This is a genomic window from Allobosea sp. Root670 (assembly GCF_001429415.1).
In the GTDB taxonomy this organism is placed as follows: domain Bacteria; phylum Pseudomonadota; class Alphaproteobacteria; order Rhizobiales; family Beijerinckiaceae; genus Allobosea; species Allobosea robiniae.
On the sequence record NZ_LMJU01000001.1, the window covers coordinates 246,773 to 272,519 of the forward strand.

Sequence of the window (25,747 nt, forward strand, 5' to 3'; positions counted from 1 at the left end):
CCGCAGCGATGCGGCCCCTTTTTCGTTCGCCGTCCCTGCCCGGTCGGCCTAGACCAGACGTCGTGCCAATGCCCGGCAGAGCGGCGCGAGGCCGGCGGCGATCACCGTGCCGATCGCTCTAGCGCCCAAATCCGGAATCGTCTCGCCACGCGCCATCTGGACGATCGTCAGCAGGATCATCAGCGCGGCGATGAGCACGAGCATGCCGGCGAACACCATCAGGCAGGCATAGGCCATCGCGCGGCTGACGATCATCGCCGTCTCCTTTGAAGAGGCAAGCAGCCTAACGGCCAAGCGTAGCTCATGCCATCCCGGGACGGCGCGGCTTCACCAAGCGTCCGGATGGCGAAGCGTTCTGTCAGCAGCCCAGGGGCCGAACTCCGCTCAGCCCCACCAGCGCTCGGAGACCGGGAAGCGGCCCGCCGCCTGCTCGATCACTTCGCCGAGCGAGAACAAGGTCTCCTCGTCGAAGGGGCGTCCGATGAGCTGCAGGCCGAGCGGCAGGCCCTGCGCGTCGAGGCCAGCGGGAACGGCGATGCCCGGCAGGCCGGCCATGTTCACCGTCACCGTGAAGATGTCGTTCAGGTACATCTCGACCGGATCGGCCGAGCCCTTCTCGCCGATGCCGAAGGCAGCCGACGGCGTCGCCGGCGTCAGCACCGCGTCGATGCCCTGCGCATAGACCGCCTCGAAATCGCGCTTGATCAGCGTGCGGATCTTCTGAGCCCGGACGTAATAGGCGTCGTAATAGCCGGCCGAGAGCACATAGGTGCCGATCATGATGCGGCGCTTGACCTCGGCGCCGAAGCCGGCGGCGCGGGTCTTCTCGTACATCTCGACGATGTCCTTGCCCTGTTCGCGCAGGCCGTAGCGGACGCCGTCATAACGGGCGAGGTTGGAGGAGGCCTCGGCCGGGGCGACGATGTAATAGGCCGGCAGGGCGTATTTGGTATGCGGCAGCGAGATATCGACGATCTCGGCGCCTGCGGCCCTCAGCCATTCGATGCCCTGCTGCCAGAGCGCATCGATCTCGGCATTGAGGCCGTCCAGCCGGTATTCACGGGGAATGCCGATCTTCATGCCCTTCACCGAACGGCCGACGGCGGCCTCGTAATCCGGCACGGCCATGTTGACCGAGGTGGTGTCCTTGGGATCGTGGCCGGACATGGAGCGCAGCATCACCGCCGCGTCGCGCACGGTCTTGGCGATCGGCCCGGCCTGGTCGAGCGAGGAGGCGAAGGCGACCGTGCCCCAGCGCGAGCAGCGGCCATAGGTCGGCTTGATGCCGACCGTGCCGGTGAAGGCAGCGGGCTGGCGGATCGAGCCGCCGGTATCGGTCGCAGTCGCGGCCAAGCAGAGACCGGCGGCGACGGCCGAAGCCGAACCGCCCGACGAACCGCCCGGCACGAGGTGGTTGCCCTCGACGGCGCCACCGGCGCCAGAGCCGACATTGGAACCCTTGCGGCGCCACGGGTTCACGACATTGCCGAAAGCGCTGGTCTCGTTCGACGAGCCCATGGCGAATTCGTCATTGTTGAGCTTGCCGAGCATCACGGCACCGTCGCGCCAGAGCTGGCTCGTCACGGTCGATTCATAGGCCGGCACGAAGTTGCCGAGGATCTTCGAGCAGGCGGTGGTGCGCACGCCGTTGGTCGCGAACAGGTCCTTGATGCCGAGCGGCAGGCCTTCGAGCGGGCCAGCCTCGCCCTTGGCGAGCTTCTCGTCGGAGGCGGCAGCCTGCCTCAGGGCGTGCTCGGGTGTTTCCAGAACATAGGCATTGAGGGCGCGGGCCTTCTCGACGGCGGCGATATGCGCCTTCGTCAGTTCGGTCGCGGAGAAGGTCTTGGCCTTCAGGCCGTCGCGGGCCTCGGTCAGCGTCAGGCGGGTGAGATCGGTCACGGTTTCAGTTCCGTTCTGTATGCAGATGGTGATCCCGGATGACGCTTCGCGCCTCCGGGACGATCGAACAGGCGCGCCTCGCGCTTATTCGATCACCTTCGGCACCATGAAATAGTTGTCCTCGGAGGCCGGGGCGTTGGCGACGATCGCGTTGGCGATCTCGCCGTCATTGACCACGTCCTCGCGCTGCAAGATCGCCATCGGCGTCACCGAGGTCATCGGCTCGACGCCGTCGACATTCACCTCGTTGAGCTGCTCGACGAAGCCGAGAATGGCGTTGAGCTCGCCTTGCAGCTTGGGCAGATCGGCCTCCGGCACGGCGATGCGCGCGAGATGCGCGACGCGTTTGACGGTGGCGAGATCGACCGACATGGCGGACTCCTGAAAAGGGCGCGGATCGCGCGCCGGAAAACGGTTCGCCGCGCTATAGCGCGGCGAACGGGCAAACGTAAATCAGCATTGATCGATCAGGCGGGATTCTCCGGCTCAGATCGCGAAAGCCTCGCCCTTCTTCGGCAGGACCACTCCGATGCCGCTGCCCTGCATGCCGGCGACGAAGGTGTCGGCATTCTGATCGATGATCGGGAAGGTGCCGTAATGGCTGGGGATTGCCAGCTTCGGCTTGACGAAGCGGGTCATGGCCAGCGCCGCAACCTTGCCGCCCATCGTGAAACGGTCACCGATCGGGCAGATGCAGGCCTCGACGCCGTGGATTTCGCTGAGCAGCGCCATGTCGGAGAAGATGTCGGTGTCGCCCATGTGCCAGAGCGTCTTCTCGCCCTTGGCCTTGATGATCGCGCCATTGGCGCTGCCGACGGGGACGTTGACGCCGCCCTCGCCCATGCCGGCCGAATGATCGGCGCGGGTGAGCGTGACGCTGAACGGGCCGAGATCGACCGTGCCGCCGGTGTTCATCGGGCTGAAATTCTTCAGGCCCTGCGAGGCCAGATGCATGGCGAGGTCGTAATTGGTGATGACGGTCGCACCGGTCTTCCCGGCGATATCGAGCGTGTCGCCGACATGGTCGCCATGGCCGTGGGTGACCACGATATGGCTGACGCCCTTGGAGATCGCGGCGACATCGCCCTCGAAGGCCGGATTTCCGGTGAAGAACGGATCGATCAGGATGGCGGCGCCGTCGAGATCGACGCGGAAGGCGGAATGGCCGTACCAGGTGAGTTTCATGCGAAGGCTCCGGGCTTTCGAAATGCCGGCCCCTATCTAGGCCGATCCGGTCCGTCGACCAAGTCGACAATGCAGGCGGAGAGAGGCAGGCTGGCGCCATGACGAATCCACGGAATCGCCCCATGACCGACGCCGCCACGGTCTCCAGTCAAGAATTGGCCCGCCGGATCGCCCAGGGGCATGGCGACGAGCCGGCCGACCTCGTCATCAAGGGCGCCGAACTCCTCGATCTCGTCACCGGTGCGCTGGTCGAGAGCGATATCGCGATCTGCGGTGATACCATCGTCGGGACCTACGGGACCTATGAGGGCAAGCGCGTCGTCGATGCCAAGGGCCTCATCGCCGTGCCCGGCTTCATCGACACGCATCTGCACATCGAGTCCTCGCTGGTGACGCCGCTCGAATTCGAGCGCTGCGTGCTGCCGCATGGCGTCACCACCGCGATCTGCGACCCGCACGAGATCTCGAACGTGCTCGGCACCGAGGGCATCCGCTATTTCCTCGCCTGCGCCGAGGCGATGCGGATGGATCTGCGCGTCAATCTCTCGAGCTGCGTGCCTGCGACGCATCTGGAGACCGCAGGCGCCCGACTCGAAGCCGCCGACCTGACGCCGATGATGGATCACCCCAAGGTGATCGGACTGGCCGAGTTCATGAATTTCCCGGGCGTGATCCATCGCGACCCCGGCTGCCTCGCCAAGCTCGAAGCCTTCTCGCATCGCCATATCGACGGCCACGCGCCGCTTGTCCGTGGCATGGACCTCAACGCCTATCTCGCGGCGGGCATCCGCACCGACCACGAGACGACCACCGCCGACGAGGCCCGCGAGAAGCTTGCCAAGGGCATGGCGATCCTGATCCGCGAGGGCTCGGTCTCGAAGGACCTGCATCAGTTGATCCCGCTGATCTCGCGCGACGCCTCGCCCTTCCTCGCCTTCTGCACCGATGACCGCAACCCGCTCGATATCGGCGAGGAGGGCCATCTCGACTACATGATCCGCACCGCCATCGCCGAGGGCGCGGATGTTCTGGCGACCTATCGCATCGCCTCCTTGTCGGCGGCGCGGAATTTCGGGCTGTTCGATCGCGGCTTCATCGGGCCGGGCAAGCGCGCCGATATCGTGCTGGTCGAGGACCTCGCCGCCTGCTCGGTGAAGCAGGTTCTGGCCGGGGGCCGGCTGGTCGAGGAAGCGCTGTTCACGGATCGGAAGACGATCGCTCCGGTCGGACTCGGCAGCGTGAAGAGCCGCAAGCTCGCGCCCGCCGACTTCACCGTTAAGGCCCGCGACGGCGAGACGCCGGTGATCGGCGTGGTGCCGGGGCGGATCATCACCGAGCGATTGTCGATGGCCCTACCCTCGCGCGATGGCGAGGCCCTGCCCGATCTGGCGCAGGATGCGATCAAGGTCACGGTGATCGAGCGGCACGGCAAGAATGGCGGCATCGCCACAGGCTTCGTCCATGGCTTCGGCATGAAGCGCGGCGCCATCGCCTCATCAGTCGGCCATGACAGCCACAATCTCTGCGTCGTCGGCGTCGACGAAGCCTCGATGGCGGCGGCAGCCAATCGCCTGATCGAGATCGGTGGCGGCTTCGCCGTGGCCGATGGCGGCGTGGTCACGGCGGAGCTGGCGCTGCCGGTCGCCGGGCTGATGAGCGAGCAATCCTTCGAGGCCGTGCGACACGATCTGGAAAAGTTACGCGCCGCCGCGAAATCACTCGGCGTCGTGCTGGCCGAGCCCTTCCTGCAGGTCGCCTTCCTGACCCTGCCGGTGATCCCGCATCTCAAGATCACCGACAAGGGGCTGGTCGATGTCGATCGGTTCGATTTCGCGTGAGCTTTTGATGGCGAGCTGGAACGCTTGCTGAGCGCGCAGCGTCCGCGTTGCGGCGAACGCGGAGTTTCCGCTTGACGATGAATAGGGGCAGCGACAGTGTCGCGGGACATGCTCGGAAACCGGAACCTCTGTGATCGACGCCGACGCTGCTCCACACAAGCGGCGGCTCTTCCGGCTGCGCGTCGATCAGTGCCCTTCCGCATGATGACAGCCTCACCGTAGGCTTCATCCGCCGAAGCGGCCCCCGGCCCGTGTTCCCGAACCTCCGCAGCCCTCGGCTCCGGGGGTTTTCTTTTGCCCGAACCCCAGAAGGACATCATCATGAGCATTCGCGTCGGCATTGTAGGGATCAGTGGCTTCGGCGGCGGCGAAGCACTGCGCCTGATCGCGAGCCACCCGTCTTTCGAGCTGGTCTACGCGGCCGGCGACAGCAGCGCCGGCAGCCGCTTGGTGGATCGCTTCCCCGGTGTGCCGACCAAGCTGGCCGGACTGGTGATCGAGAAGTGGGAGCCTGCAACCTTGCCGAAGCTCGACGTGCTCTTCGCGTCGCTGCCCACCGGTGCTTCGGCTGACGCGCTGGCGCGCGTGCCTAAGAACGTGAAGATCGTCGATATCGGCGGCGACCACCGCTATGTCGAAGGCTGGGCTTACGGCCTGGCCGACATCTGGCCGGCGCAGATCGAGGGCCGGGCCCGCGTTGCCAACCCCGGCTGCTTTCCTGCAGCGACGCTGACCGCACTGGCTCCGCTGCTGGTCAACAAGCTGATCGAGCCCGGCAACATCGTGATCGACGTCAAGACGGGCATCTCCGGTGCCGGCCGGGGCGGCGACAGCAAGTTCGGCTATGCCGAGAGCAACGAGAACCTGGTGCCCTATGGCCTGCTCAAGCATGTCCATATGCCCGAGATCGCCAAGACGATCGAACGGCTGAGCGGCGGCAGCGCGGCCGGGCTGGTGTTCACGCCCCATCTGGTGCCGATGACTCGCGGCATCCTCGCCACCATCTACTGCCGCGGCCGCGCCACCACGGACGAGTGCCTGGACGCGGCGCGGCGCTTCTATGCCGAGCGGGCGTTCGTCCGCGTGACCAACAAGCCACCGCAGACCAAATGGGCGACCGGCTCAAATCTCGCATTCGTCAGCTATGCGGCCGACCCGGAGCGCGACCTGATCATCGCGATGGGCGTGGTCGACAATCTCGGTAAAGGCGCAGCTGGTCAGGCGCTGCAGAATGCGAACCTGATCTGCGGTCTACCGGAAAGCACGGGGCTGGACGGCGCACCTGTCTGGCCATGAAACGGGCCTCGAGGCGATTATTCAATCCGCCTCGAGGGTTGGCCAGGGGCGAAAGCCGTCGCTCCCGGCTGTCCAGATCGCCCTAAATCCGCTCGTCCAGCGCCGCCATGACCTTCTCGGCGACGAGCCCGGACACACGACCGTTCGATTCCACCGTATTGCCGGCGATATGCGGCGTCAGGATCAGGTTCGGCGCCCCGGCGAAGACCTTGGCGGCGTCCTTGCCGAGCGGCTCCTGCTCGTAGGCATCGATCGCCGCGCCGCCGAGCTTGCCGGCCTTGAGCGCCTTCACCAGAGCCGCCTCGTCCAGAATGCCACCGCGCGCCGTGTTGATCACGATCGCGTCCGGTTTCATCCGGGCGAAGGCCTTGGCGTCGATCATGCCGCGGGTTTCCGAGGTCAGCGGGACATGCAGGCTGATGATGTCGGCCTGCTCTAGCAATTCGTCGAGCTCCAGCCGCCGCACGCCGCTCCAGGCCGGATCGTCGATGGGAAGGCGCGGATGGTAGGCAGCGACCTCCATCCCGATCGCGCGGGCATGGTGGGCGACGTCGCGGGCGATGGAGCCGAAGCCGACGAGGCCCATAAGCTTGCCGGCGATCTCGCGGCCGATCAGCCGGGTCTTGGGAAACTCGCCGGCCAGCATCGCGGCATTGGCGTAATAGGCGCCGCGCAGCAGGGTCATCGTCGTGCCGATGACATATTCGACGACGGAGAGGCTGTTGGCGCCGGTCGCCGGGAAGACGCGGATGCCACGGGCAGCGCAGGTCTCCATGTCGAGATTGTCGAGGCCGACGCCGAGGCGGCCGATCACCTTGAGCGCCCTCGCCGCTTCCAGCACCTTGCCACGCACTTGCGTCTGGTTGCGCACGATCACGGCCGGGACATCGGCGAAAAGCCGCGCCATCTCGTCGATATCGGCATAGAGCTCGGGGTCGTAATGGACCGCGAACCGCGCTTTCAGATTGGCGAGAGCGGTGTCGTCGATGAACTCGGTGATGACGATATCGGTCATGGTGCAGTGCTGACGCTGAAACGGAGGCGTTGATCGGGGCCGTAGAGCGGCGCGACGAAGGTCTCGACCAGCCGCCCGCCATTCTTCTCGATGATGCGGCGCGAGGCCTGGTTGGTCGCGTCGCAGGTGATGCTGATCTCGGGCAGCCCGGCTTCGCGCGCCACGCCGAGCATCGCCGCAAGCGCCGCCGTCGCGTAGCCGCGCCCGGCGAAGGCCGGCAGGATGGTGTAGCCGACATGGCCGAGCACATGCTCCGGCAGGGCGAGGATCGGGCGACCCGCCGCATCTTCCTGCCAGCGCAGGTTGATCGAACCGATGAAGGGCCGCTCCGGCAGATCCTCGGCAAAGATCCAGCGGGTCGGGCCGGGAATGCGGTCGACCTCGCGGCCATCCGGCAGGCGGATCCGGCCGGGGCCGCCACGGATCTCGGCGAGGAAAGCGTCGGGATCGGCGGCAATGGCAGCGAGATGCTCGGGCGCGACGTTACGCGTCGTATTCGGCGACCAGCCGCCGCGCAACGCCGCCTGATAGGCGCCGAGCAGGTGCTTGTCGGGAACGTGGAGCGAGATGCGCGCCGGCACGGGACTATCCTTCGATGCGGCTGCGCCGCTTTTCAAGCGCGCGGATATAGCCTGATAGCCGGCGATGCGCGATGGCTTCCGCGCTACAGCTACCGGGAACCCGTCATTCGCCGGGCGCATCGGAAAAGGTATCGCTCGCGAGGCCGGCCGGCGCGTGATACCGCCATGCCATGACCAGCGCCGTCGTCCCGCTCGAAGCCTTCCTCGACCTGCCGGCGCATGCCCGGCTGCTCGGGCTCGATCTCGGCAGCAAGACGATCGGGCTGGCGCTCTCGGATGTGGAGCGGCAGATCGCGACGCCGCTGGAGACGATCCAGCGGGTCAAGTTCGGGCTCGATGCAGCAGCGCTGCTGAAGATCGCCGGCAAGCACCAGGTCGCCGGGCTGGTCATCGGCCTGCCGCTCAACATGGACGGCACGGAAGGACCGCGCGTGCAATCGACCCGCGCCTTCGTGCGCAATCTCATTCCCCTCACCGAACTGCCGATCGTGTTCTGGGACGAGCGCATGTCGACGCTTGCCGTGACGCGGACCCTGCTCGATGCCGACGCCTCGCGCGCCAAGCGCGCCGCCGTCGTCGACAAGATGGCGGCCGCCTATATCCTGCAAGGCGCGCTCGACCGGCTGGGCCGGCTCGGACCGCAGGAGGATGGCGAAGACGAAAGCCAATACGACTGAAGGCCGCCCGCCGGATGGCGAAGCGGCCTTTGTGAAAGCCGTCCTTGCCGGCGTCGCGCCAGCCTGGACCTATTGGAAGATCTGGCCGCGCTTGAACGCCTTCTTCTGCGCCTCGCGCTCGTTCTTGACCGCGCGCTTCTGCTCTTCAAGGCTCATCCCGGCCATCGGATTCTGCGTGCGGCGACCGTAGCCACCGCGCCCGTCGTCCCGGCCGAAACGCGAGCCACGATCATCGTCACGCCAGGAGTCGCGGCGTTGATACCCGTTACGTTCATAGCCGTTGCGTTCCTGGCCACGGCGCTCGTAGCCGTTGCCCTGGCCGCCGTAATACTGGGCGACGGCCGGCTGAGCGGAAGCCCAGGCCAGCGCGACCAGACCGAGGCTTGCGACCAGTGTCTGTCGAAGCGATTTCATCGTGGCGATACCCCCATCGGAAAGTCCATGACCGCGCTTCATGACGCCAAATCCCAAATATATCGTCACACAGAAAGGCCCGCGCGATTGCGCGGGCCCTCCCGGTCTAGCTGCGATCCATCTCAGCGATAGTCGCGGAAATCATAGGGCTGATAGCCATAGGGGGCGTAGTAGCGCCTCGGCGCGACGTAGACCGGCGCCGGCGGCGCATAATAGCCATCGTCGTCGTAGTAGCTCGGCCCCGCATAAGCATTCCTGTTGGCCGCAATCGCCGCGGCCCCGAGGATGCCGAGACCGATCGCGCCGGCAACCGCCGCGCCGCGCGACGAGCCGCGCCAATGGCCACGATAGCCGTGACGGTAGCGATACTGCGTATATTCGGCCTGGGCCTTGTCGAGGCGCGCCGCGTCGAAGCCCCGCGTTTCGGCCGCCATGGCGGGAACGGCAAAGCTGGCCGCGGCAACGCTCGCGGCGGTCAGCGCAACAGCGACTTTCTTCTTCAGAGACATCATGACGGCATCTCCTTTCACGAGATCACCAAATGTTGAAGTCAGCATGGGGCAATCCGGTTGAATGGGACCTGAACCAATCGCGGCAGCATTGCGGCAGGGACAGGACGGTCCTTCTCCCGCGCCCTTGCCGGCCACGAACGGGCATGACAGGGACAGGTCAGTTCGACAGTAAAACGGCTGCCCATCTCCATTGTTCCCGACAGCCTCTCGCCACGGCCTCCTGCCCCGCCCTCGTTTCCGGCCCCTCCATGCTCGATAGCCTGATCGCCGTCTTCCTCGTCATCGCGACGGGCTGGTTTTTGAAGGCGCGCAACATCGTCTCGCCGGCGCATTGGGTCGGCGTCGAGCGCCTGACCTACCAGGTCCTGTTTCCGGCGGTGGTGATCCATACGCTGGCCATGGCCGACCTGCGCAGCGTTCCGGTCCTCGGCATGGGCGCGAGCCTCGTCCTCGCCATCCTCAGCGTCGCTGCCCTGCTCCTGCTCGCCCGCCCGCTGCTGGCGCGGGCCGGTATCGGGGGGCCGGCCTTCACCTCGATCTTCCAGGGCTCGGTGCGCTGGAACAGCTTCGTTGGCCTCGCGCTGGCGGCCGGCCTGCAGGGCCGCACCGGCACGACGCTGATGGCGATCGCCGTCGCCACGATGATCCCGCTGCTCAACGTCATGTGCGTCTTCGTGCTCGCCCGGTTCGCCAGCGGCAAGCCGATGAGCCTGAGCGCGATGATCCGCTCGATTCTCTACAACCCCTTCATCTGGTCCTCGGCGGTCGGCCTCGTGTTCAATCAGGTTCAGTGGCTGCTGCCCACCGCCTTCACCGGCTATCTCGACGTGCTCGGGCGTGCCTCGCTCGGCATCGGGCTGCTCGTGGTCGGCTCGGCGCTCGACCTCGACCGCCTGGCCCGGCCGCGGCTGGCGCATGCCGTTGCCGTCGGGCTCAAGCTCGCGGTCATGCCGGTGCTGGCCTGGCTCTATGCCGGCTGGTTCGGCGTCACCGGCCCGGCCCTTGCGATGACGGTGGTCGCAGGCGCCGTCCCGACGGCCACCGCCGCCTATTTCCTGGCACGCGACCTCGGCGGCGACGCCCCGCTGATGGCCGAGATCACGACGCTGCAGACGCTGCTCGCCCTGGCGACGCTTCCGGCAGCGGTCTTTCTTCTGGCATAGTATACGGAAACTTGAAATTCATTCATAAATGCAATCTATGATTGCATATCTGTCCGGGAAGCAAAGCCCGCCGGACGAGTCGATCCCCGATTATGCGAGGGAATCCATTCGCCATGAAACACAAAGTCTCCAAGCTGGTCGCACTTGAGCCCGATCCGGGAGGGCTCAGCGAAGACGACATTCCCAGCCGGCCGATGTCGCCGCTGGAGGCCGCCTGCTTCATCGAGGGGATGGCGGCGGAACTCCGCGCCATGGCCCGCGATGCCAGGCTCAGCGCCCTCAGCTACTTTCTCGAAATGGCCAGAATCGAGGCCTCGGCGGAAATCGAGCGACTGGCATCGCCGCGCAGCGAGCGTCATTGAAACCGGCCGGGCCGGTTCAAGGCAGGTTGCGCGACAATGCCCCGCCGGGGTGGCGCCGTATGGTACCCGACAGCTCCAGCTCGACGAGGATATGACCGATCTCGCGGGCCGCGAGCCCGCTGGCACGGACGAGATCGTCAAGCCCGATCGGAGTGGGGCCGAGAAGATCGAGCACGAGCCGGCCGGAATCGGGAGCGCCCTTCGCCAGCAAAGATGACGGTGGCTCCGGCTCGAAGCCGTCTTCATGCCGGGCATAGCCGGGCGCCGGCATGATCTCGGGCAGGTCGAGTTCGTCCCACATCGCCTCGGAGGCGGGCTCTCCGATGACTTCGCGCATGGCTTGCACCGGGAAGGACAGGTCGAGATCGCGCTGGCGCAAGGGCTGAAGCGCTTCGATGACATGGGCCGCCTCGGCGCAGAGCGTCGCCCCTTCCCGGATCAGGTGGTTGCCGCCCTCGGCGCGCGGATCGAGCGGCGAGCCCGGAACGGCGAAGACCAGCCTGCCCTGCTCGTTGGCGAAGCGCGCGGTGATCAGGGAGCCCGAACGGCGCGCCGCCTCGACCACGACCGTGCCGAGCGACAGCCCCGAGACCAGGCGGTTGCGGCGGGGGAAGTCGCGCGCCCGCGCAACCCAGCCGAGCGGCATCTCGCTGATCAGCGCGCCGCGCTCCAGGATGCGGCGGGCGAGCGGAATGTTCTGCGGCGGGTAGATCTCGTCGAGCCCGCCGGCGAGCACGGCGACCGTGCCGGTTTCGAGGCTAGCCTCATGGGCTGCCGTATCGATGCCGCGCGCCAACCCCGAGACCACGGAGAAATCGGCCTCGCCGAGCTCGCGGGCGAGCCGCGCCGTGAACTTCATCCCCGCGGCCGAGGCGTTGCGCGAACCGACCATGGCCACGCCAGGGCGTTGCAGGATGTCGCCGCGCCCGAGCACCGCCAGCAAGGGCGGGGCCGAATCGATCGCCTGCAGCGGGACGGGATATCCGGCTTCGCCGAGCGCGATGAAGCGGCCGCCGAGGCGCGACAGTCCCTCGAATTCGCGCTCGGCTTCGCTTGCCGGGCAGATGCGGATCGTGCGGCCTGCCTGCCGGGCGAGGTCGGGCAGCGCATCGAGTGCCGCGGCCGCGCCGCCGCAGCGGTTCATCAGGGTGCGGAAGCTGCGCGGGCCGATGCTCTCGCTGCGGATCAACCGCAACCAATCGAGACGCTGGCGATCGGAGAGGACGATCCCAGCCATGCCCCTGTCAGCCCTTCTGGCCGATCTTGCCTTCGCGTCCGGCCAATAGCCGGGCGATGTTCTCCCGGTGCATGATCCAGAGCAGGACGGTGAGCCCGGCCATGACGAGCGCCGCCTTCGGCATCCCGACCCAGAACCAGAGCAGGAGCGGCGTCAACACGCTCGCGACCAGAGCCGAGAGAGAGGAATAGCGGAACAGATAGGCCAGGCTCAGCCAGATCGCTGCGAAGACCAGCGCGATCGAAGCCTTCACGCCGATCAGCACGCCAAGATAGGTCGCGACGCCCTTGCCGCCCTTGAAGCCCAGCCAGACCGGGAAGAGATGCCCGAGGAAGGCACCGGCGCCGGCGGCCAGCGCGGCCTCGGGGCCGCCGAGGAAGCGCGCGCCGACCAGGACAGCCACCGTGCCCTTCAGCATGTCGCCGACAAGGGTGGCCGCCGCGAGCTTCTTGTTGCCGGTGCGCAGCACATTGGTCGCGCCGATATTGCCGGAGCCGATGCTGCGCAGGTCCGGCCCACCGGCGAGCCTGGTCAGGATGATGCCGAAGGGGATCGAGCCGAAGAGATAGCCGACGACGAGGGCGATCAGCGTGGCGGAGCCGGAGAGGCCCCAGTTCAGAACATCCGTCATGCCGCCCGTTCCCCCGGTTTGCAGGTAGCCTAGCCCGGCTCGGCTTCGTAGACCACCCGGCCGCCGACGAAGGTCGCCTGAACGATGCCTTCCAGCCGTGCCTCGTCGAAGGGCGAGTTCTTGGCGCGGGACTTGAGCTTGCGCTTGTCGACGACGAAGGGCGCCTCGGGATCGAACAGAACGAGGTCGGCGGGCGCCCCGACAGCGAGCCTGCCGGCGGAGAGCCCGAGCAAGGCGGCCGGCCGTGCCGACAAGGCGGCGAGCAATTGCGGCAGGCCGATCTGCCCGGCCTGGACCATGCGCTGGGCAGCCGAGAGCATGGTCTCGATGCCGAGCGCGCCGTCGGCGCATTCGGCAAAGGGCTGGCGCTTGGTCTCGACGTCCTGGGGATCGTGATCGGAGACGACGACGTCGATCACGCCCTCGGCCAGCGCCGCGACCATCGCGAGGCGGTCGTCCTCATGACGCAGCGGCGGCGTGACCTTGCAGAAGGTGCGGTACTCGCCGACGTCGTTCTCGTTGAGGGTGAGGTTGTTGATCGAGACCCCGCAGGTGACGCGCACGCCGTCCTGCTTGGCACGACGCACCAGCTCGGCCGATTCCGCGCAGGAGATCATCGCGGCGTGGTAGCGGGCGCCGCTGGCGCGAGCGAGGCGGATGTCGCGCTCCAGCATCACCGTCTCGGCCTCTACGGGTATGCCCGGCAGGCCCTTGCGGCTGGCGAACTCGCCCTCGTTCATCACGCCCGAGCCGCGCAGCTCGGGGTCCTCGACATGGTTCATGATCAGGGCGTCGAAATTCCGGGCATAGATCATGGCGCGGCGCATGACCTGCGGATTGCGCAGGCCTCTGGCGCCATCGCAGAAGGCGACCGCGCCGGCTTCCAGCAGCAGGCCGAACTCGGTGATCTCCTGGCCATGCAGGCCCTTGGTCAGGGCGGCACAGGAGAGGACGTTGACGACGGCCTTGTCGCGGGCGCGGCGCTTGACGAAATCGATGATCGCGGGGTCGTCGATCGGCGGATTGGTATCCGGGCGGCAGACGACCGTGGTGACGCCGCCGGCGGCCGCGGCCTGTGAGCCGGTACCGAGCGTCTCGCGGAATTCGGCGCCAGGCTCGCCCAGAAAGGCGCGGAGGTCGACAAGGCCGGGCGTCAGCACCTGGCCCTTCGCATCGATGCGGCGCACGCCCTCGCCCGTAGCGGGGGCGCCCTGCCATTCGACCGCAGCGATCATGCCGTTGCGGAGCAGGACGGAGCCCGCTTCTTCGCGACCGGTTGCGGGGTCGATCAGGCGAGCGTTGACGATCGCCAAGTCCCGCGTCGCGATGTCCTGCGTGTCAGCCATGTCCGCTCTCTTTACGCTTACGCATTCGGCAGATGCTGGGCCAGCGCGTCGAGCACGGCCATGCGGACGGCGACCCCCATCTCGACCTGCTCGCGGATCAGCGACTGGGCGCCGTCGGCGACCGCAGAAGAAATCTCGACGCCACGATTCATCGGGCCCGGATGCATCACCAGCGCGTCAGCTTGAGCGCGCTCCAGCTTCTCGTGATCGAGCCCGTAATAGCGGAAATACTCCTTCGGCGAGGGCACGAAGGCGCCATGCATGCGCTCGAGCTGGAGGCGCAGCATCATCACGATGTCGGCGCCCTCCAGCCCCTTGTTCATATCGGTGAAGATTTCGACGCCCATGCGCTCGATGCCAAGCGGCAGCAGCGTCGTCGGCGCGATCAGCCGGACTTTCGCGCCCAGCGCATTGAGCAGGATGATGTTGGAGCGGGCGACGCGCGAATGCAGGATGTCGCCGCAGATCGCCACGGTCAGGCCCTGGATGCGGCCCTTGTTGCGGCGGATCGTCAACGCATCGAGCAGCGCCTGCGTCGGGTGCTCATGGGCGCCGTCGCCGGCATTGACCACCGAGCATCCGACCTTGCGGGCGAGCAGGTTGACCGCGCCGGCCGCATGGTGACGCACGACGATGATGTCCGGCCGCATCGCGTTGAGCGTCGCGGCGGTGTCGATCAGCGTCTCGCCCTTCTTCACCGAGGAAGAGGCGACGGACATGTTCATCACATCGGCGCCGAGGCGCTTGCCGGCAAGCTCGAAGGAGGCCTGCGTCCGGGTCGAGGGCTCGAAGAACAGGTTGATCTGGGTGCGGCCGCGCAAGGTCGCCGCCTTCTTCTCGACCTGGCGGGAGAGCGCGACATAGTCCTCGGCCCTGTCCAACAGCGCCTCGATGTCCAGATGGGACAACCCCTCGATCCCGAGGAGATGGCGGTGCGGATAGAGCGGTGCTGGCGATGTCATTTGAAGCAGGCTGTTTAGGCGCGAGTCGGGTGCGGCGCAAGCTCCTCCCGGCTGGGAGGACACATGTCCTGTGGGTGTTGTCTTGCGGGTCTTGGAGCTTTCGCGGAAACGGCGCTACCAATCGGGTTTTCCGCCGTGCGTGAGGATACCGCCTTGTCCAGCCCGACCGATGCCTTCGCTCCCGCCCCCAATGGGGCCCTCTGGCAGACGATCGCGCCCGCCGAGGCCGGCTTCGACCCGGAGAGGCTGAAGGCCGCGGTCGAGTTCGCCCGCGAGCAGGAGAGCCCCTGGCCGCGCAGCCTGTACTATCCGGACGGCAGCTATGTCGGGAATGTCGAGTGGAACGAGCGCGGCCCCTGGACCGAGATCGTCGGCCCGGTGCGCGAGCGCGGCGGCCCGGCCGGCCTGATCCTGAAGGGCGGGCGCATTGTCTCCGAATGGGGCGACACCGCCCGCACCGACATGACCTTCTCGATCGCCAAGAGCTATCTCGCGGTCCTCGCCGGCATCGCCTTCGACGACGGGTTGATCAAGGATGTCGAGGAGCCGGTCGGTGCGACGGTCGCCGGCCCGGTCTTCGCCGGCGCCCATAACGGCCAGATCACCTGGCGGCACCTGCTGCAGCAATCGAGCGAGTGGCAGGGCGAGATCTTCGGCAAGTCCGACCAGGTCGACCATAACCGCCAGATCGGCCCCGGCGCCGACAACAGCCGCAAGGGCCAGCGCCGCGAACTCAAGACGCCGGGCTCGTTCTACGAATATAACGACGTGCGCGTGAACGTCCTCAGCTATGCGCTGCTGGAGCGCTTCCGCCGCCCGTTGCCGGAGGTGCTGCGCGAGCGGGTCATGGACCCGATCGGCGCCTCGCCGGACTGGCGCTGGGAGGGCTACAGCACCTCCTTCACGGATATCGACGGACGCTCGATCCAGTCGGTGCCGGGCGGCGGCCATTGGGGCGGCGGGCTGTTCATCGGCGCGCGCGACCATGCCCGCTTCGGCCTGCTGATCGGCCGCGAGGGCGACTGGGGCGGCCGGCAGATCCTGTCGCGCGACTGGGTCAGGCGCATGCTGACGCCCTCGCCCACCCTGGCCAATTACGGCTATCTCTGGTGGCTGGCGGCGCGCCCGGGCGTGCCGGCCGCGTCCTTCTCGGCGCTGGGCGCCGGCAGCAACGTGATCTGGGTCGATCCGGAGCAGGATGTCGTCGCGGTGCTGCGCTGGATCAACGGCGCCCAGACCGACGGCTTCATCGACCGGCTGGTGGCGGCGCGGGGCTGACGCCCCGCTTGCAAAGCCGGCGATCGCCCCCATGTCTCACCGCTGCATCAGCGGGCCGGCGATCGTCGTTGTCATCCATTCGGGGTTTGACAGAGCCGGCGCGCTGAACCACTTTCGCGCGCATCTTCCGAACCGCAGCGGTCTTGCGGGTCGCGGGACCGTCCGTTACGGCCGGTTCCGCGCTCTGATCAAGGCTGTTATCGAGACACGAAAATCATGAAGCTCCTCGTCGTCGAGTCGCCGGCCAAGGCCAAGACGATCAACAAGTACCTCGGCTCCGACTACGAGGTCATCGCCTCGTTCGGGCATATCCGTGACCTGCCGGCCAAGGATGGCTCGGTCGAGCCCGACAACGATTTCTCCATGAAATGGGAGATCGAGGGCCGCGGCGCCAAGCAGGTCGCCGAGATCGCGCGCGCCGTGAAGGGCGCCGAGAAGCTGATCCTCGCCACCGACCCGGATCGCGAGGGCGAGGCCATCTCCTGGCATGTGCTGGAAGCGCTGAACCAGAAGAAGGTGCTGAAAGGCATTCCCGTCGAGCGCGTCACCTTCAACGCCGTCACCAAGGACGCCGTGCAGAAGGCGCTGGCCAATCCGCGCCAGATCGACCAGGCGCTGGTCGATGCCTATCTGGCGCGCCGCGCGCTCGACTATCTCGTCGGCTTCACGCTCTCCCCGGTGCTGTGGCGCAAGTTGCCGGGCGCCCGCTCGGCCGGCCGCGTGCAGTCGGTGGCGCTGCGCCTCGTCTGCGACCGCGAACGCGAGATCGAGGCCTTCCGGGCCCGTGAGTACTGGTCGCTGGTCGCGACACTCGCGACGGAATCCGGCCAGACCTTCGAGGCCCGGCTCGTCGGCGCCGACGGCAAGAAGATCACCCGGCTCGATATCGGCAACGAGGAGGAGGCCAAGGCCTTCAAGGCGGCGCTGGAAACCGCCCTCTTCGCCGTCAGCGAAGTCGAGGCCAAGCCGGTCAAGCGCCATCCGCAGCCGCCCTTCCAGACTTCGACGCTGCAGCAGGAAGCCTCGCGCAAGCTCGGCCTCGCTCCGGCACGGACGATGCAGCTGGCGCAGCGGCTCTATGAAGGCGTCGATATCGGCGGCGAGACCGTCGGCCTCATCACCTATATGCGTACCGACGGCGTCGACATGGACCCCTCGGCGATCACCGCGGCGCGCAACGTCATCGGCAAGGAGTTCGGCGCCAAATACGTGCCGAACGCGCCGCGCAAATACATGGTCAAGGCCAAGAACGCGCAGGAGGCCCACGAGGCCATCCGCCCGACCGATCTCGGCCGCCTGCCGGCCATGGTCGCGCGCCAGCTCGAACCCGAGCAGGCCAAGCTCTACGAACTGATCTGGAAGCGCACCATCGCGAGCCAGATGGAATCGGCCGAGATGGAGCGCACGACGGTCGACATCGCGGCCAAGGTCGGCGCCCGCAACCTGGAATTGCGCGCCTCCGGGCAGGTCGTGCTCTTCGACGGTTTCCTGACGCTCTATCAGGAAAGCCGCGACGACGAGGAAGACGAGGACTCCAAGAAGCTGCCGGCGATGAAGGCCGGCGACCCGCTGGAGAAGCGCGACATCGCCGCCGACCAGCATTTCACGGAGCCGCCGCCGCGCTTCTCGGAAGCGAGCCTGGTCAAGCGCATGGAAGAGCTCGGCATCGGCCGGCCCTCGACCTATGCCGCGACGCTCTCGACTTTGCGCGACCGCGAATATGTCCGCATCGAGAAGAAGCGCCTTGTGCCCGAGGACAAGGGCATGCTGGTCACGGCGTTCCTGGAGAGTTTCTTCAAGCGCTATGTCGAGTTCGACTTCACCGCGAATCTCGAAGAGAATCTCGACCGCGTCTCGAACGCCGAGATCGACTGGAAGGCGCTGCTGCGCGCCTTCTGGGACGAGTTCCAGGCCTCGATCGGCGAGACCAAGGACCTGCGCGTCGGCGACGTGCTGGAGGCGCTGAACGGCATCCTCGGCGAGTACATCTTCCCGAAGAAGGCCGACGGCTCCGATCCGCGGGTCTGCCCGACCTGCGGCAACGGCCAGCTTTCGCTCAAGCTCGGCAAGTTCGGCGCCTTCGTCGGTTGCTCGAACTACCCGGAATGCCGCTATACGCGGCCCCTCTCCGTCCCGGCCGCCGATGGCGAGGCCTCGGCCGAGGGCGGCCAGGGCACGCCCGGCGTGCGCATCCTCGGCACCGATCCGGTGACAAACCTCGAAGTCACGCTGCGCGACGGCCGCTTCGGCCCCTATATCCAGCTCGGCGAGGGCGAGAAGCCCAAGCGCTCCAGCCTGCCCAAGGGCATGAGCCCGTCGAGCGTCACGCTGGAGAAGGCGTTGGCGCTGCTCTCCCTGCCGCGCGAAGTCGCCCGGCATCCCGAGAGCGGCGAGCCGATCCTCGTCGGCATCGGGCGCTTCGGGCCTTATGTCCAGCACGGCAAGGTCTACGCCAATATCGACAAGGACGACGACGTGCTCGAGCTTGGCGCCAACCGCGCCATCGACCTGATCGTCGCCAAGGAGGCCGGCGGCGGGCGCGGCGGCCGGGCGGCGACGCCGGGCCGGGCGCTGGGTGACCATCCCGCCGGCGGGGCGCTGGAGGTCAAGGCCGGCAAATACGGCCCCTATGTCGCCTGGGGCAAGATCTTCGCGACCCTGCCCAAGACGATGACTGCGGAGAGCATCACGCTGGAACAGGCGATCGAGCTGGCGAACGCCAAGGCCGAGGCGAAGGGCGGCAAGGGTAAGCCGAAGGCCGCCAGCGGTGCTGCCAAGGCCAAGGCTCCGGCCAAGAAGGCCGCTGCAAAGAAGGCGCCTGCCAAGAAGACGGCGGCCAAGACGGCGGCCAAGAAAGCGGCCGAGCCGAACGCGACGGAGAAGAAGACGCCGAAGGCGGCGCGCGGCTAACCGCGCCGCGCCTCACGGAGAAGCCTGAATGCGGCGCGCGAGCTGGCTTCTGATCGGAGGCGGGGCGGTTCTCTGCCTCGTCGCCTTCGCGGGCTGGGTCGCGTTGAACCTCTTCGCCTGCGGCCTGCATTCGGGCGGCTGCAGCCTCTCCCGCTTCCGCTTTCGCTGGGAGGATACCGAAGCCCTTATGGTCTTCGTCCCGCCCTTCTTCCTGGGCTGCGTTCTGGCCGCGACCGGGATCGCGCTGCGGACGGCAAATCGTCAGCGGCGGCCTTAGCACAGTCGCCTGCACTCAGAGGCTCGCCACCACAACGATGCGCTTGATCTCGCCGCGCAGGAAGGCCTGCAGGAAGCGATCGTAATCCTTGAAGGAAATACAGCCGTTCGAGTCGCCGCGCGGGCCGAGCAGATAGGTATGGGCGAGCAGCCCGGCCCGGCCGTGGATCGCGCCGCTGCCGCCGACCGGGTTCAGGCGAATGGCGCGCACGCCGTGGAACAGTGCCTCGCGCTCGGTCAAGGTATAGGTGTGCGGCGGGGTGACGCCCTTCATCCGGACATGGGCGTAGCGGACATCGTCCATCATCTCGCCGAGGCCTGAATGAGCCTCCAGTCGCTCGCCATTCGGCAGATAGACCATCTTGGCCGCGATATCGTAGATCGCGGTGCCGGCCTCGGCGGTGCGCGTGGGGGTGCCGGCCGAGGGGCTGAGACGGGTGATGCGGCCACGATCGATGATGTCGTCCTGCGGCGCGGCATAGGCGAGCACGGTCCCGGCCGGCTCCTGCTGCTTCTGCACGCCGAAGAGCTTCTCGAAGAAGCTGCGGTTGTCCCCTGGCGTCGGCGCCGCGGCGGCCGTCCGGTTGCGACGCGACGTCGTCGGCTGGGCGACGCGCGGCTGGGCTTGTTGCGGCTGGAGCTGCTGCGGACCGGCCTTCGGCAGCAGATCCAAGGGGCGCGGCACCGGCATGGGAGCGGCCTTCTCCGCCAGCGTGACCGGGGGCTGCGGCGGCAGCGGCAAGGCGGGCTCCGCGGGAGCGACAGCGGCGAGCGACGAGGATGGCGGCACCGGGGCCGCCGGCTGGAACGCGGAGCGGACGGGAGCGCCCTGGACGAAGGACGCACCCTTGCCGCCCGACAGGGAGGGATCGAGCAGGCCGCTATAGGCCGGCGCCGGCTGCTGCGCGACATGACCGGCCGATCCCTTGTGGGCGATTGCGGCGGGCATCTTCTCCGCATCGGGGCCGGGGGCGCCCTGCCCCAGCATCCAGAATCCGGACATGGCGCCGCCGCTCAGGGCGAGCGCGAGGAGAAGCCCCTTCAGCAAGGGCCTGCGGCGACGACGCGGCCGCACATAGGGCGCGCCACCTTCCCGCACATAGGTCGCATACGTCATCCGCCGCACTCTCGATACGCTTACGCCACGCCCGGCGGCCGCAGGCACAGCACGGCCGCACGCGCCTCGACCGAGGGAGGCGCGGTGCGCATCGCGGTGTGACAGGACATGCCGGGAGAACCCAAACTTCGTTCCGTATCGATAAGGCGCCGCCTTGGTTAATCGCCGGTGAACCGGATCGATAATTTTTCGCGGTTCGCGCGCGGCGGCACAGGGCCCGGCGCGCGCCTCCAAGGCCACGCGAAGACGGCGCGATCGAGACCGGACGATGGAGGAAGAAAGACGGGATTTTTTCGCGACCTGCCCCGATTGGCCCATTTTTTCGGGCGAGGCTGCAGTTCCAACCTATTTCTCACCAATCGGCCGTCGAATCGGATATGTCGCAAGCATCGCAACCGCAGGAGTTGCAGCCGCCGGAATCGCAGGATTCAGTGGCCGCTGCGCCGGAGGCCGGGACCGCCGTGAGCCAGCCAGCCGAGCCCCGGACGAGTTCCGTCGCAGCGCTCGGCGCAATCGTCAGCGGCGCTCTTATCCTGCAGATCGCCTCGACCATCGTGAACACGGTCGTGCCGCTCAAGATGGCGCTGGAGCAGAAGGCGCCGCTGCTGATCGGCCTCGTCGGCTCGGCCTATTCCGTCGGCTTTCTCGCCGGCTGCTTCGTCATCCCCGCTTTCATTCGCCGTGTCGGCCATATCCGCGCCTTCGGCGTCTTCGCCGCGCTGCAGGCGGTGCTGACGATCAGCTTCGCGCTCACATCGCTCGATTTCTGGGGCATCTCACGGCTCGGCATGGGCTTCGCCGGCGCCGGCCACGCGATCTGCATCGAGAGCTGGATCAGCGGCCAGGCCAAGGCCGGCCAGCGCGGGCGCCTGTTCGGCTTCTACCAGATCCTCAACCGCCTGGCGCTGATCGGCTCGCAGATCGGTGTCGGCTATGTCTCGCTGCAATCGCACGATGTCTTCCTGCTGGCGAGCGCGACCTTCTCGATCGCGCTGATCCCGGTCGGCATGACCCGCGCCAAGGGGCCTGAATCGGGCGAGGTCGTCTCGGTCCGGCTCAACACGATGTGGCAATACGCGCCGGCCTCGGTGATCGGCTGTCTCTATGTCGGGCTGATGGGCGGCGCGCTGACCAATATCGCACCGGCCTACGGCATCCTGATCGGCCTCGACCAGGCCTGGGCGATCCTGCTGACCGCCGGCATCCAGATCGGCGCGCTCGTGCTGCAATGGCCGCTCGGGCTGCTGGCGGACCGCGTCGAGAGCCGCAAGATCATGCTGACCGCCACCGTCTCGGTCGTGCTCTGCTCGCTGGCGCTCGGCGTCGTGCTCTGGCTCTCCGTGCCTCATACGCGCTTCTGGCTGTTCGGGCTTTTCGCCCTGATCGGCGCGGGGGCGATGCCGATCTACACGGTCGCCGTCGCGCATGCCTATTTCCGGCTCGGCCGCGAACGGGCGCTCGGCCTCTCCGCCCAACTGCTCTTCCTCTGGGCGACAGGCTCGGCGATCGGCCCCCTGGTCGCCGCCGCCTTCATGCAGACGGTCGGGCCGAACGGGCTGCTGGCCTATCTCGGCCTGCTCTCGGCGGCGGCTGCGGCCTATCTCGCCTTCCGGCTGCGGCGCAACCCGCCTTCGGCCAGCCCGTTTGGCGAACGCCCGGCCACCGCGCCGACCATCCCGGAGGTTTCACCTTCCGGGCGTTCGCAGGGCGCAAAATAGAGTTTCAGGCCTCGATGACCGGCCCGTGGCGGCTGGGCTTGGCCTTCAGCTTCAGCGTCTCGAGCTCCTCGCGCTCCCGCGGCGTGTTGCGCATGAGCTGGTCCTTGCCGGGCCCGTACTGCACCGGCTGGTCGGCATCGACGCCGTACCAGGCGGCAGCGCGCAGCACGAAGGATGGATCGGCCAGGTGCGGCCGCCCGAGCGCTACGAGGTCAGCGCGGCCAGCTGCGATAATGGTGTTGACCTGATCGGCTGTCGTGATGTTGCCGACGCACATGGTCGCCACCTGCGCCTCGTTGCGGATGCGGTCCGAGAACGGCGTCTGGAACATGCGGCCGTAGATGGGCCGCGATTCCCGCGCGGTCTGGCCCGTCGAGACGTCGACGAGGTCACAGCCCTCGGCGGCGAAAGCCTCGGCAATGGCGACGGAATCGGCCGCCGAGAGGCCGCCCTCGGCCCAGTCGGTCGCGGAAATGCGCACCGACATCGGCTTCTCGCGCGGCCAGGTCTCGCGCAGCGCCCGGAAGACCTCCAGCGGATAGCGCAGGCGGTTCTCGACCGAGCCGCCGTACGCGTCCGTGCGCCTGTTGGTCAGCGGCGAGAGGAAGCTCGCGAGCAGATAGCCATGGGCGCAGTGCAGCTCCAGCATGTCGAAGCCGGCGCGCTCGCCACGCTCGGCCGCGGCGACGAACTGCGCCTTGACCCGGTCCATGTCGGCGCGGGTCATCTCGCGCGGCACCTGGCTTTCCGGGTAGTAGGGCAAGGGCGACGCCGAGACGATCGGCCAGGCGCCTTCCGGCAGCGGTCGGTCCATGCCCTCCCACATCAGCCTAGTCGCGCCCTTCCGGCCGGCATGGCCGAGCTGCAGGCAGATCTTCGCCGTCGAGTGGGCGTGGACGAAGTCGACGATCCGCTTCCAGGCGGCTTCCTGCGCATCGTTCCAGAGCCCGGTGCAGCCGGGGGTGATACGCGCATCGGGCGCGACGCAGGTCATCTCGGTGAAGATCAGGCCGGGGCCGCCGATGGCGCGGGAGCCGTAATGCATCAGGTGCCAATCATCAGGCAGGCCGTCCTGCGCCGAGTACTGACACATCGGCGAGAGCGTCATGCGATTCTCAACCCGCATCTCGCGCAGCTTGAACGGCTGAAAGGCCGGCGGCACCGGCGCGCCGTCCTTGCGTCGCTTGGCCAGATCCCCGAGCCCGTCGGCGACGAGCTTGTCGACAGCCTCAACCATGTCCGGCGCCCGCAGCGCCAGATTGTCATAGGTGATTGCCTTGGAGCGGGTCATCAGGCCGAAGGCGAAGCGCAGGGGCTCGAAATCCCAGAAGCGCTTGAGCTCCTCGAACCAGACCAGAGAGACGTCGGCCGCGTGCTGGGTCTTCTCGACCTCCTCGCGGCGCTGCGTCTCGAACAGCTTCAGGCCGGCCGCGACATCGAGCTTCGCCTGCCCCATCGCCCTGTGCAGGGCGATGGCATCCTCCATCGCGAGCTTGGTGCCTGAGCCGATCGAGAAATGCGCCGTCGCCTTGGCGTCACCAATCAGCACGACATTTCCGACCACCCAATGACGGCAGCGGATCATCGGGAAATTGCGCCAGAGCGAGCGGTTGGTGATCAACCTGTGGCCCTGCAGTTCCTCGGCGAAGACGCCTTCGAGGAAAGCTGCCGACTGCGCCTCGTCCATGGCGCCCAGGCCAGCCTTCGCGAAGGTCTCGGGGTCGGTCTCCAGCACCCAGGTCGAGCGGCCGGCCTCGTACTGGTAGCAATGGGCGATGAAGACGCCGTGCTCCGTCTCCTTGAAGAAGAAGGTGAAGGCGTCGAAGGGACGGGTCGAGCCCATCCAGGTGAAATGGTTGGGGCGCAGGTCGGTCTGCGGCTGGAAGCGCTCGCGCCAGTTCTCGCGGATGCGGCTGTTGATGCCGTCGGCGCCAACGACGAGATCGTAGTCGCGCTTCAATGTCTCGGCATCGGCGACCTCGTTGCCGAAATGCAGGTTGACGCCGAGCTCGCGCGCCCTCGCCTGCACCAGCATCAGCAGCGAGCGGCGCGAGCAGCCGCAGAAGCCGTTGCCAGGCACGCGGAAGGTGTCGCCCTTGAAGTGGATCTCGATGTCGTCCCAGTAGGCGAAATTGTCCCGGATCGCGGCATAGCTCTGCGCATCCGCCATCTTGAACGTATCGAGCGTCTGGTCGGAGAAGACCACGCCGAAGCCGAAGGTGTCGTCCGGCTGGTTGCGCTCGAAGACGTCGACCGTCAGCTCCGGCCAATCCCGCTTCATCAGGAGCGCGAAATAGAGCCCCGCCGGCCCTCCGCCCACGACCGCGATACGCATCGACGCCTCCATCCGGGAGCCGGGTCGATCCGGCTTGAGAAATTATTTTAAGCCTGAAATGTTTTTGGCCTCAAGAGGATTTTGCAGCAGCCACCGCGGGGCCATGCCGCTCGATACTCAAAAGCGCCCCACCGGATTGCCAGCTTGCGCTGGAAATACCCTTGCACCGCGGCTGCCATCAGGCTGCTTGCAAATTCCTTCAGACTTAAAATATATTCTCATCCGGAGGTCGAGCGGCCATGACACTGCGGGAACAGCGTGCACTGGTGACGGGCGGCGGACGCGGCATCGGCCGGGCAATCGCCGCCGGGCTGACAGCAGCCGGAGCCAGGGTCAGCATCCTCGGGCGCGACGAGGCGACCTTGCGGGAGGCCGTCGCAGCTGGCGTCGCGGCCGATTACGCAACTTGTGACGTGCGCGACGAAGCCTCGGTTACCGCGGCGCTGGACCAGCTCTCGCGCGAACCAGCCTTCGACATCGCCATCGCCAATGCCGGCGCGGTCGAAACCGGTCCGTTCATGCGCAGCGACAACGAGCGCTTCCGCCGGATGCTCGACATCAACCTGATCGGCACGGTGAACCTGTTCCACGCCACTTTGCCGGCCATGCTGGAGCACCGCCGCGGCCGCCTGATCGCCATCGCCTCGACGGCGGGGCATCGCGGCTACCCGTATGTCAGCGCCTATACGGCGGCGAAGCATGCCGTGATCGGGCTGGTGAAGTCACTGGCGCTGGAGACGGCGCGCTCCGGCGTCACCGTCAACGCGGTCTGCCCCGGCTATGCCGATACCGACATGGCGACCGCCAGCATCGACAATGTCGCCAACAAGACCGGCAAGAGCCGCGAGGACGCGCTGGCGGCCATGATCAAGGACAATCCGCAAGGCCGGCTGATCGCACCGGAAGAGGTCGCCGCCGCCGTGCTCTACCTGTGCGGGCCGGGCAGCGATGCCGTCACCGGCCAGTCGCTCATGATCAATGGCGGGGAGTTCTGA

General features: G+C 67.3%; 24 protein-coding genes. 10 read left to right on the plus strand and 14 right to left on the minus strand.

Translation table 11 applies throughout. The annotated features are described in order from the left end of the window. Positions 1-48: 48 nt before the first annotated feature. The 4 genes from ASE61_RS01110 to ASE61_RS01125 all read right to left on the minus strand — a co-directional run bounded on the left by ASE61_RS01110 (position 49) and on the right by ASE61_RS01125 (position 3,084). Complete coding sequence (locus tag ASE61_RS01110; protein ID WP_061963828.1) at positions 49-255, minus strand: hypothetical protein; 207 nt, start codon at positions 253-255, stop codon at positions 49-51. A 129-nt stretch (positions 256-384) separates the two neighbouring features. Beyond that, positions 385-1,899 (minus strand): Asp-tRNA(Asn)/Glu-tRNA(Gln) amidotransferase subunit GatA, encoded by a 1,515-nt coding sequence (gene gatA, locus ASE61_RS01115; protein WP_061963830.1) that lies wholly within the window; start codon positions 1,897-1,899, stop codon positions 385-387. An 84-nt stretch (positions 1,900-1,983) separates the two neighbouring features. Then, positions 1,984-2,271 carry an Asp-tRNA(Asn)/Glu-tRNA(Gln) amidotransferase subunit GatC gene (gene gatC / locus ASE61_RS01120; protein WP_061963832.1) on the minus strand — a complete coding sequence of 96 codons (288 nt, stop codon included), beginning with the start codon at positions 2,269-2,271 and terminating at the stop codon, positions 1,984-1,986. 114 nt (positions 2,272-2,385) lie between these two features. Beyond that, entirely contained in the window at positions 2,386-3,084 is a 699-nt protein-coding gene (locus tag ASE61_RS01125) for a metal-dependent hydrolase (RefSeq protein WP_061963834.1), read from the minus strand. A 122-nt stretch (positions 3,085-3,206) separates the two neighbouring features. Between ASE61_RS01125 and ade the strand changes: the two genes are divergently transcribed. Beyond that, the gene (gene ade, locus ASE61_RS01130) at positions 3,207-4,922 is read left to right on the plus strand and encodes an adenine deaminase (RefSeq protein ID WP_061963836.1); all 1,716 of its coding nucleotides are present in this window, start codon (positions 3,207-3,209) and stop codon (positions 4,920-4,922) included. A 321-nt stretch (positions 4,923-5,243) separates the two neighbouring features. Further along, the gene (gene argC, locus ASE61_RS01135; RefSeq protein WP_061965457.1) at positions 5,244-6,218 is read left to right on the plus strand and encodes an N-acetyl-gamma-glutamyl-phosphate reductase; all 975 of its coding nucleotides are present in this window, start codon (positions 5,244-5,246) and stop codon (positions 6,216-6,218) included. 82 nt (positions 6,219-6,300) lie between these two features. Here the strand turns inward: argC and ASE61_RS01140 are convergent, their stop codons facing one another. Next, positions 6,301-7,233 carry a hydroxyacid dehydrogenase gene (locus ASE61_RS01140; RefSeq protein WP_061963838.1) on the minus strand — a complete coding sequence of 311 codons (933 nt, stop codon included), beginning with the start codon at positions 7,231-7,233 and terminating at the stop codon, positions 6,301-6,303. Next, complete coding sequence (locus ASE61_RS01145) at positions 7,230-7,814, minus strand: GNAT family N-acetyltransferase (protein ID WP_061963840.1); 585 nt, start codon at positions 7,812-7,814, stop codon at positions 7,230-7,232. The genes ASE61_RS01140 and ASE61_RS01145 overlap by 4 nt, the downstream gene beginning before the upstream one ends. Before the next feature lie 170 nt (positions 7,815-7,984). Between ASE61_RS01145 and ruvX the strand changes: the two genes are divergently transcribed. Beyond that, on the plus strand, positions 7,985-8,491 hold the full coding sequence (ruvX, locus tag ASE61_RS01150; protein ID WP_061963842.1) for a Holliday junction resolvase RuvX: 507 nt from the start codon (positions 7,985-7,987) through the stop codon (positions 8,489-8,491). Positions 8,492-8,560: 69 nt separating this feature from the next. Here ruvX and ASE61_RS01155 read toward each other — a convergent pair whose 3' ends face one another. Together ASE61_RS01155 and ASE61_RS01160 are read right to left on the minus strand one after the other, a co-directional pair. Then, entirely contained in the window at positions 8,561-8,947 is a 387-nt protein-coding gene (locus ASE61_RS01155) for a hypothetical protein (RefSeq protein WP_061963844.1), read from the minus strand. Between the two features lie 80 nt (positions 8,948-9,027). Continuing rightward, positions 9,028-9,417 (minus strand): hypothetical protein, encoded by a 390-nt coding sequence (locus ASE61_RS01160; protein WP_061963846.1) that lies wholly within the window; start codon positions 9,415-9,417, stop codon positions 9,028-9,030. 248 nt (positions 9,418-9,665) lie between these two features. On the opposite strand from ASE61_RS01160, the gene ASE61_RS01165 reads away from it, so the two are divergent. Both ASE61_RS01165 and ASE61_RS01170 read left to right on the plus strand, forming a co-directional pair. Then, the gene (locus ASE61_RS01165; protein WP_061963848.1) at positions 9,666-10,580 is read left to right on the plus strand and encodes an AEC family transporter; all 915 of its coding nucleotides are present in this window, start codon (positions 9,666-9,668) and stop codon (positions 10,578-10,580) included. A 113-nt stretch (positions 10,581-10,693) separates the two neighbouring features. Further along, positions 10,694-10,942, plus strand: coding sequence for a hypothetical protein (locus tag ASE61_RS01170; protein ID WP_061963850.1), 249 nt, complete (start codon positions 10,694-10,696; stop codon positions 10,940-10,942). A gap of 16 nt (positions 10,943-10,958) precedes the next feature. Here the strand turns inward: ASE61_RS01170 and dprA are convergent, their stop codons facing one another. From dprA to ASE61_RS01190, 4 genes are read right to left on the minus strand one after another with little or no spacing between them, the layout of a single operon-like run. Then, entirely contained in the window at positions 10,959-12,170 is a 1,212-nt protein-coding gene (gene dprA / locus ASE61_RS01175) for a DNA-processing protein DprA (RefSeq protein WP_061965458.1), read from the minus strand. A gap of 16 nt (positions 12,171-12,186) precedes the next feature. Further along, on the minus strand, positions 12,187-12,810 hold the full coding sequence (plsY, locus tag ASE61_RS01180; RefSeq protein ID WP_061963852.1) for a glycerol-3-phosphate 1-O-acyltransferase PlsY: 624 nt from the start codon (positions 12,808-12,810) through the stop codon (positions 12,187-12,189). Positions 12,811-12,839: 29 nt separating this feature from the next. Continuing rightward, positions 12,840-14,156 (minus strand): dihydroorotase, encoded by a 1,317-nt coding sequence (pyrC, locus tag ASE61_RS01185; protein ID WP_061963854.1) that lies wholly within the window; start codon positions 14,154-14,156, stop codon positions 12,840-12,842. 17 nt (positions 14,157-14,173) lie between these two features. Then, entirely contained in the window at positions 14,174-15,118 is a 945-nt protein-coding gene (locus ASE61_RS01190) for an aspartate carbamoyltransferase catalytic subunit (RefSeq protein WP_061963856.1), read from the minus strand. A gap of 153 nt (positions 15,119-15,271) precedes the next feature. On the opposite strand from ASE61_RS01190, the gene ASE61_RS01195 reads away from it, so the two are divergent. The 3 genes from ASE61_RS01195 to ASE61_RS01205 all read left to right on the plus strand — a co-directional run bounded on the left by ASE61_RS01195 (position 15,272) and on the right by ASE61_RS01205 (position 19,583). After that, entirely contained in the window at positions 15,272-16,396 is a 1,125-nt protein-coding gene (locus ASE61_RS01195) for a serine hydrolase domain-containing protein (RefSeq protein ID WP_244492686.1), read from the plus strand. Positions 16,397-16,612: 216 nt separating this feature from the next. Further along, positions 16,613-19,306: a type I DNA topoisomerase gene (topA, locus tag ASE61_RS01200; RefSeq protein ID WP_061963858.1), complete on the plus strand. Its 2,694-nt coding sequence runs from the start codon at positions 16,613-16,615 to the stop codon at positions 19,304-19,306. 28 nt (positions 19,307-19,334) lie between these two features. Next, positions 19,335-19,583 (plus strand): hypothetical protein, encoded by a 249-nt coding sequence (locus tag ASE61_RS01205; protein ID WP_061963860.1) that lies wholly within the window; start codon positions 19,335-19,337, stop codon positions 19,581-19,583. Positions 19,584-19,598: 15 nt separating this feature from the next. Here ASE61_RS01205 and ASE61_RS01210 read toward each other — a convergent pair whose 3' ends face one another. Beyond that, positions 19,599-20,699, minus strand: coding sequence for a DUF2778 domain-containing protein (locus ASE61_RS01210; RefSeq protein ID WP_061963862.1), 1,101 nt, complete (start codon positions 20,697-20,699; stop codon positions 19,599-19,601). Positions 20,700-21,160: 461 nt separating this feature from the next. On the opposite strand from ASE61_RS01210, the gene ASE61_RS01215 reads away from it, so the two are divergent. Then, positions 21,161-22,417, plus strand: coding sequence for an MFS transporter (locus tag ASE61_RS01215; RefSeq protein ID WP_162260047.1), 1,257 nt, complete (start codon positions 21,161-21,163; stop codon positions 22,415-22,417). A 4-nt stretch (positions 22,418-22,421) separates the two neighbouring features. Here the strand turns inward: ASE61_RS01215 and ASE61_RS01220 are convergent, their stop codons facing one another. Then, positions 22,422-24,752, minus strand: coding sequence for a bifunctional salicylyl-CoA 5-hydroxylase/oxidoreductase (locus ASE61_RS01220; RefSeq protein WP_061965460.1), 2,331 nt, complete (start codon positions 24,750-24,752; stop codon positions 22,422-22,424). A gap of 239 nt (positions 24,753-24,991) precedes the next feature. Between ASE61_RS01220 and ASE61_RS01225 the strand changes: the two genes are divergently transcribed. Next, positions 24,992-25,747, plus strand: coding sequence for an SDR family NAD(P)-dependent oxidoreductase (locus ASE61_RS01225; protein WP_061963866.1), 756 nt, complete (start codon positions 24,992-24,994; stop codon positions 25,745-25,747).

What these genes read in the sequence shown, in the direction of transcription:
- ASE61_RS01110 (WP_061963828.1), bottom strand. Translation starts at nt 255, where the DNA reads ATGATCGTCAGCCGCGCGATGGCCTATGCCTGCCTGATGGTGTTCGCC.
- gatC (WP_061963832.1), bottom strand. Translation starts at nt 2,271, where the DNA reads ATGTCGGTCGATCTCGCCACCGTCAAACGCGTCGCGCATCTCGCGCGC.
- ASE61_RS01125 (WP_061963834.1), bottom strand. Translation starts at nt 3,084, where the DNA reads ATGAAACTCACCTGGTACGGCCATTCCGCCTTCCGCGTCGATCTCGAC.
- ade (WP_061963836.1), top strand. Translation starts at nt 3,207, where the DNA reads ATGACCGACGCCGCCACGGTCTCCAGTCAAGAATTGGCCCGCCGGATC.
- argC (WP_061965457.1), top strand. Translation starts at nt 5,244, where the DNA reads ATGAGCATTCGCGTCGGCATTGTAGGGATCAGTGGCTTCGGCGGCGGC.
- ASE61_RS01140 (WP_061963838.1), bottom strand. Translation starts at nt 7,233, where the DNA reads ATGACCGATATCGTCATCACCGAGTTCATCGACGACACCGCTCTCGCC.
- ruvX (WP_061963842.1), top strand. Translation starts at nt 7,985, where the DNA reads ATGACCAGCGCCGTCGTCCCGCTCGAAGCCTTCCTCGACCTGCCGGCG.
- ASE61_RS01155 (WP_061963844.1), bottom strand. Translation starts at nt 8,947, where the DNA reads ATGAAGCGCGGTCATGGACTTTCCGATGGGGGTATCGCCACGATGAAA.
- ASE61_RS01160 (WP_061963846.1), bottom strand. Translation starts at nt 9,417, where the DNA reads ATGATGTCTCTGAAGAAGAAAGTCGCTGTTGCGCTGACCGCCGCGAGC.
- ASE61_RS01165 (WP_061963848.1), top strand. Translation starts at nt 9,666, where the DNA reads ATGCTCGATAGCCTGATCGCCGTCTTCCTCGTCATCGCGACGGGCTGG.
- ASE61_RS01170 (WP_061963850.1), top strand. Translation starts at nt 10,694, where the DNA reads ATGAAACACAAAGTCTCCAAGCTGGTCGCACTTGAGCCCGATCCGGGA.
- plsY (WP_061963852.1), bottom strand. Translation starts at nt 12,810, where the DNA reads ATGACGGATGTTCTGAACTGGGGCCTCTCCGGCTCCGCCACGCTGATC.
- pyrC (WP_061963854.1), bottom strand. Translation starts at nt 14,156, where the DNA reads ATGGCTGACACGCAGGACATCGCGACGCGGGACTTGGCGATCGTCAAC.
- ASE61_RS01190 (WP_061963856.1), bottom strand. Translation starts at nt 15,118, where the DNA reads ATGACATCGCCAGCACCGCTCTATCCGCACCGCCATCTCCTCGGGATC.
- topA (WP_061963858.1), top strand. Translation starts at nt 16,613, where the DNA reads ATGAAGCTCCTCGTCGTCGAGTCGCCGGCCAAGGCCAAGACGATCAAC.
- ASE61_RS01205 (WP_061963860.1), top strand. Translation starts at nt 19,335, where the DNA reads ATGCGGCGCGCGAGCTGGCTTCTGATCGGAGGCGGGGCGGTTCTCTGC.
- ASE61_RS01210 (WP_061963862.1), bottom strand. Translation starts at nt 20,699, where the DNA reads ATGACGTATGCGACCTATGTGCGGGAAGGTGGCGCGCCCTATGTGCGG.
- ASE61_RS01220 (WP_061965460.1), bottom strand. Translation starts at nt 24,752, where the DNA reads ATGCGTATCGCGGTCGTGGGCGGAGGGCCGGCGGGGCTCTATTTCGCG.
- ASE61_RS01225 (WP_061963866.1), top strand. Translation starts at nt 24,992, where the DNA reads ATGACACTGCGGGAACAGCGTGCACTGGTGACGGGCGGCGGACGCGGC.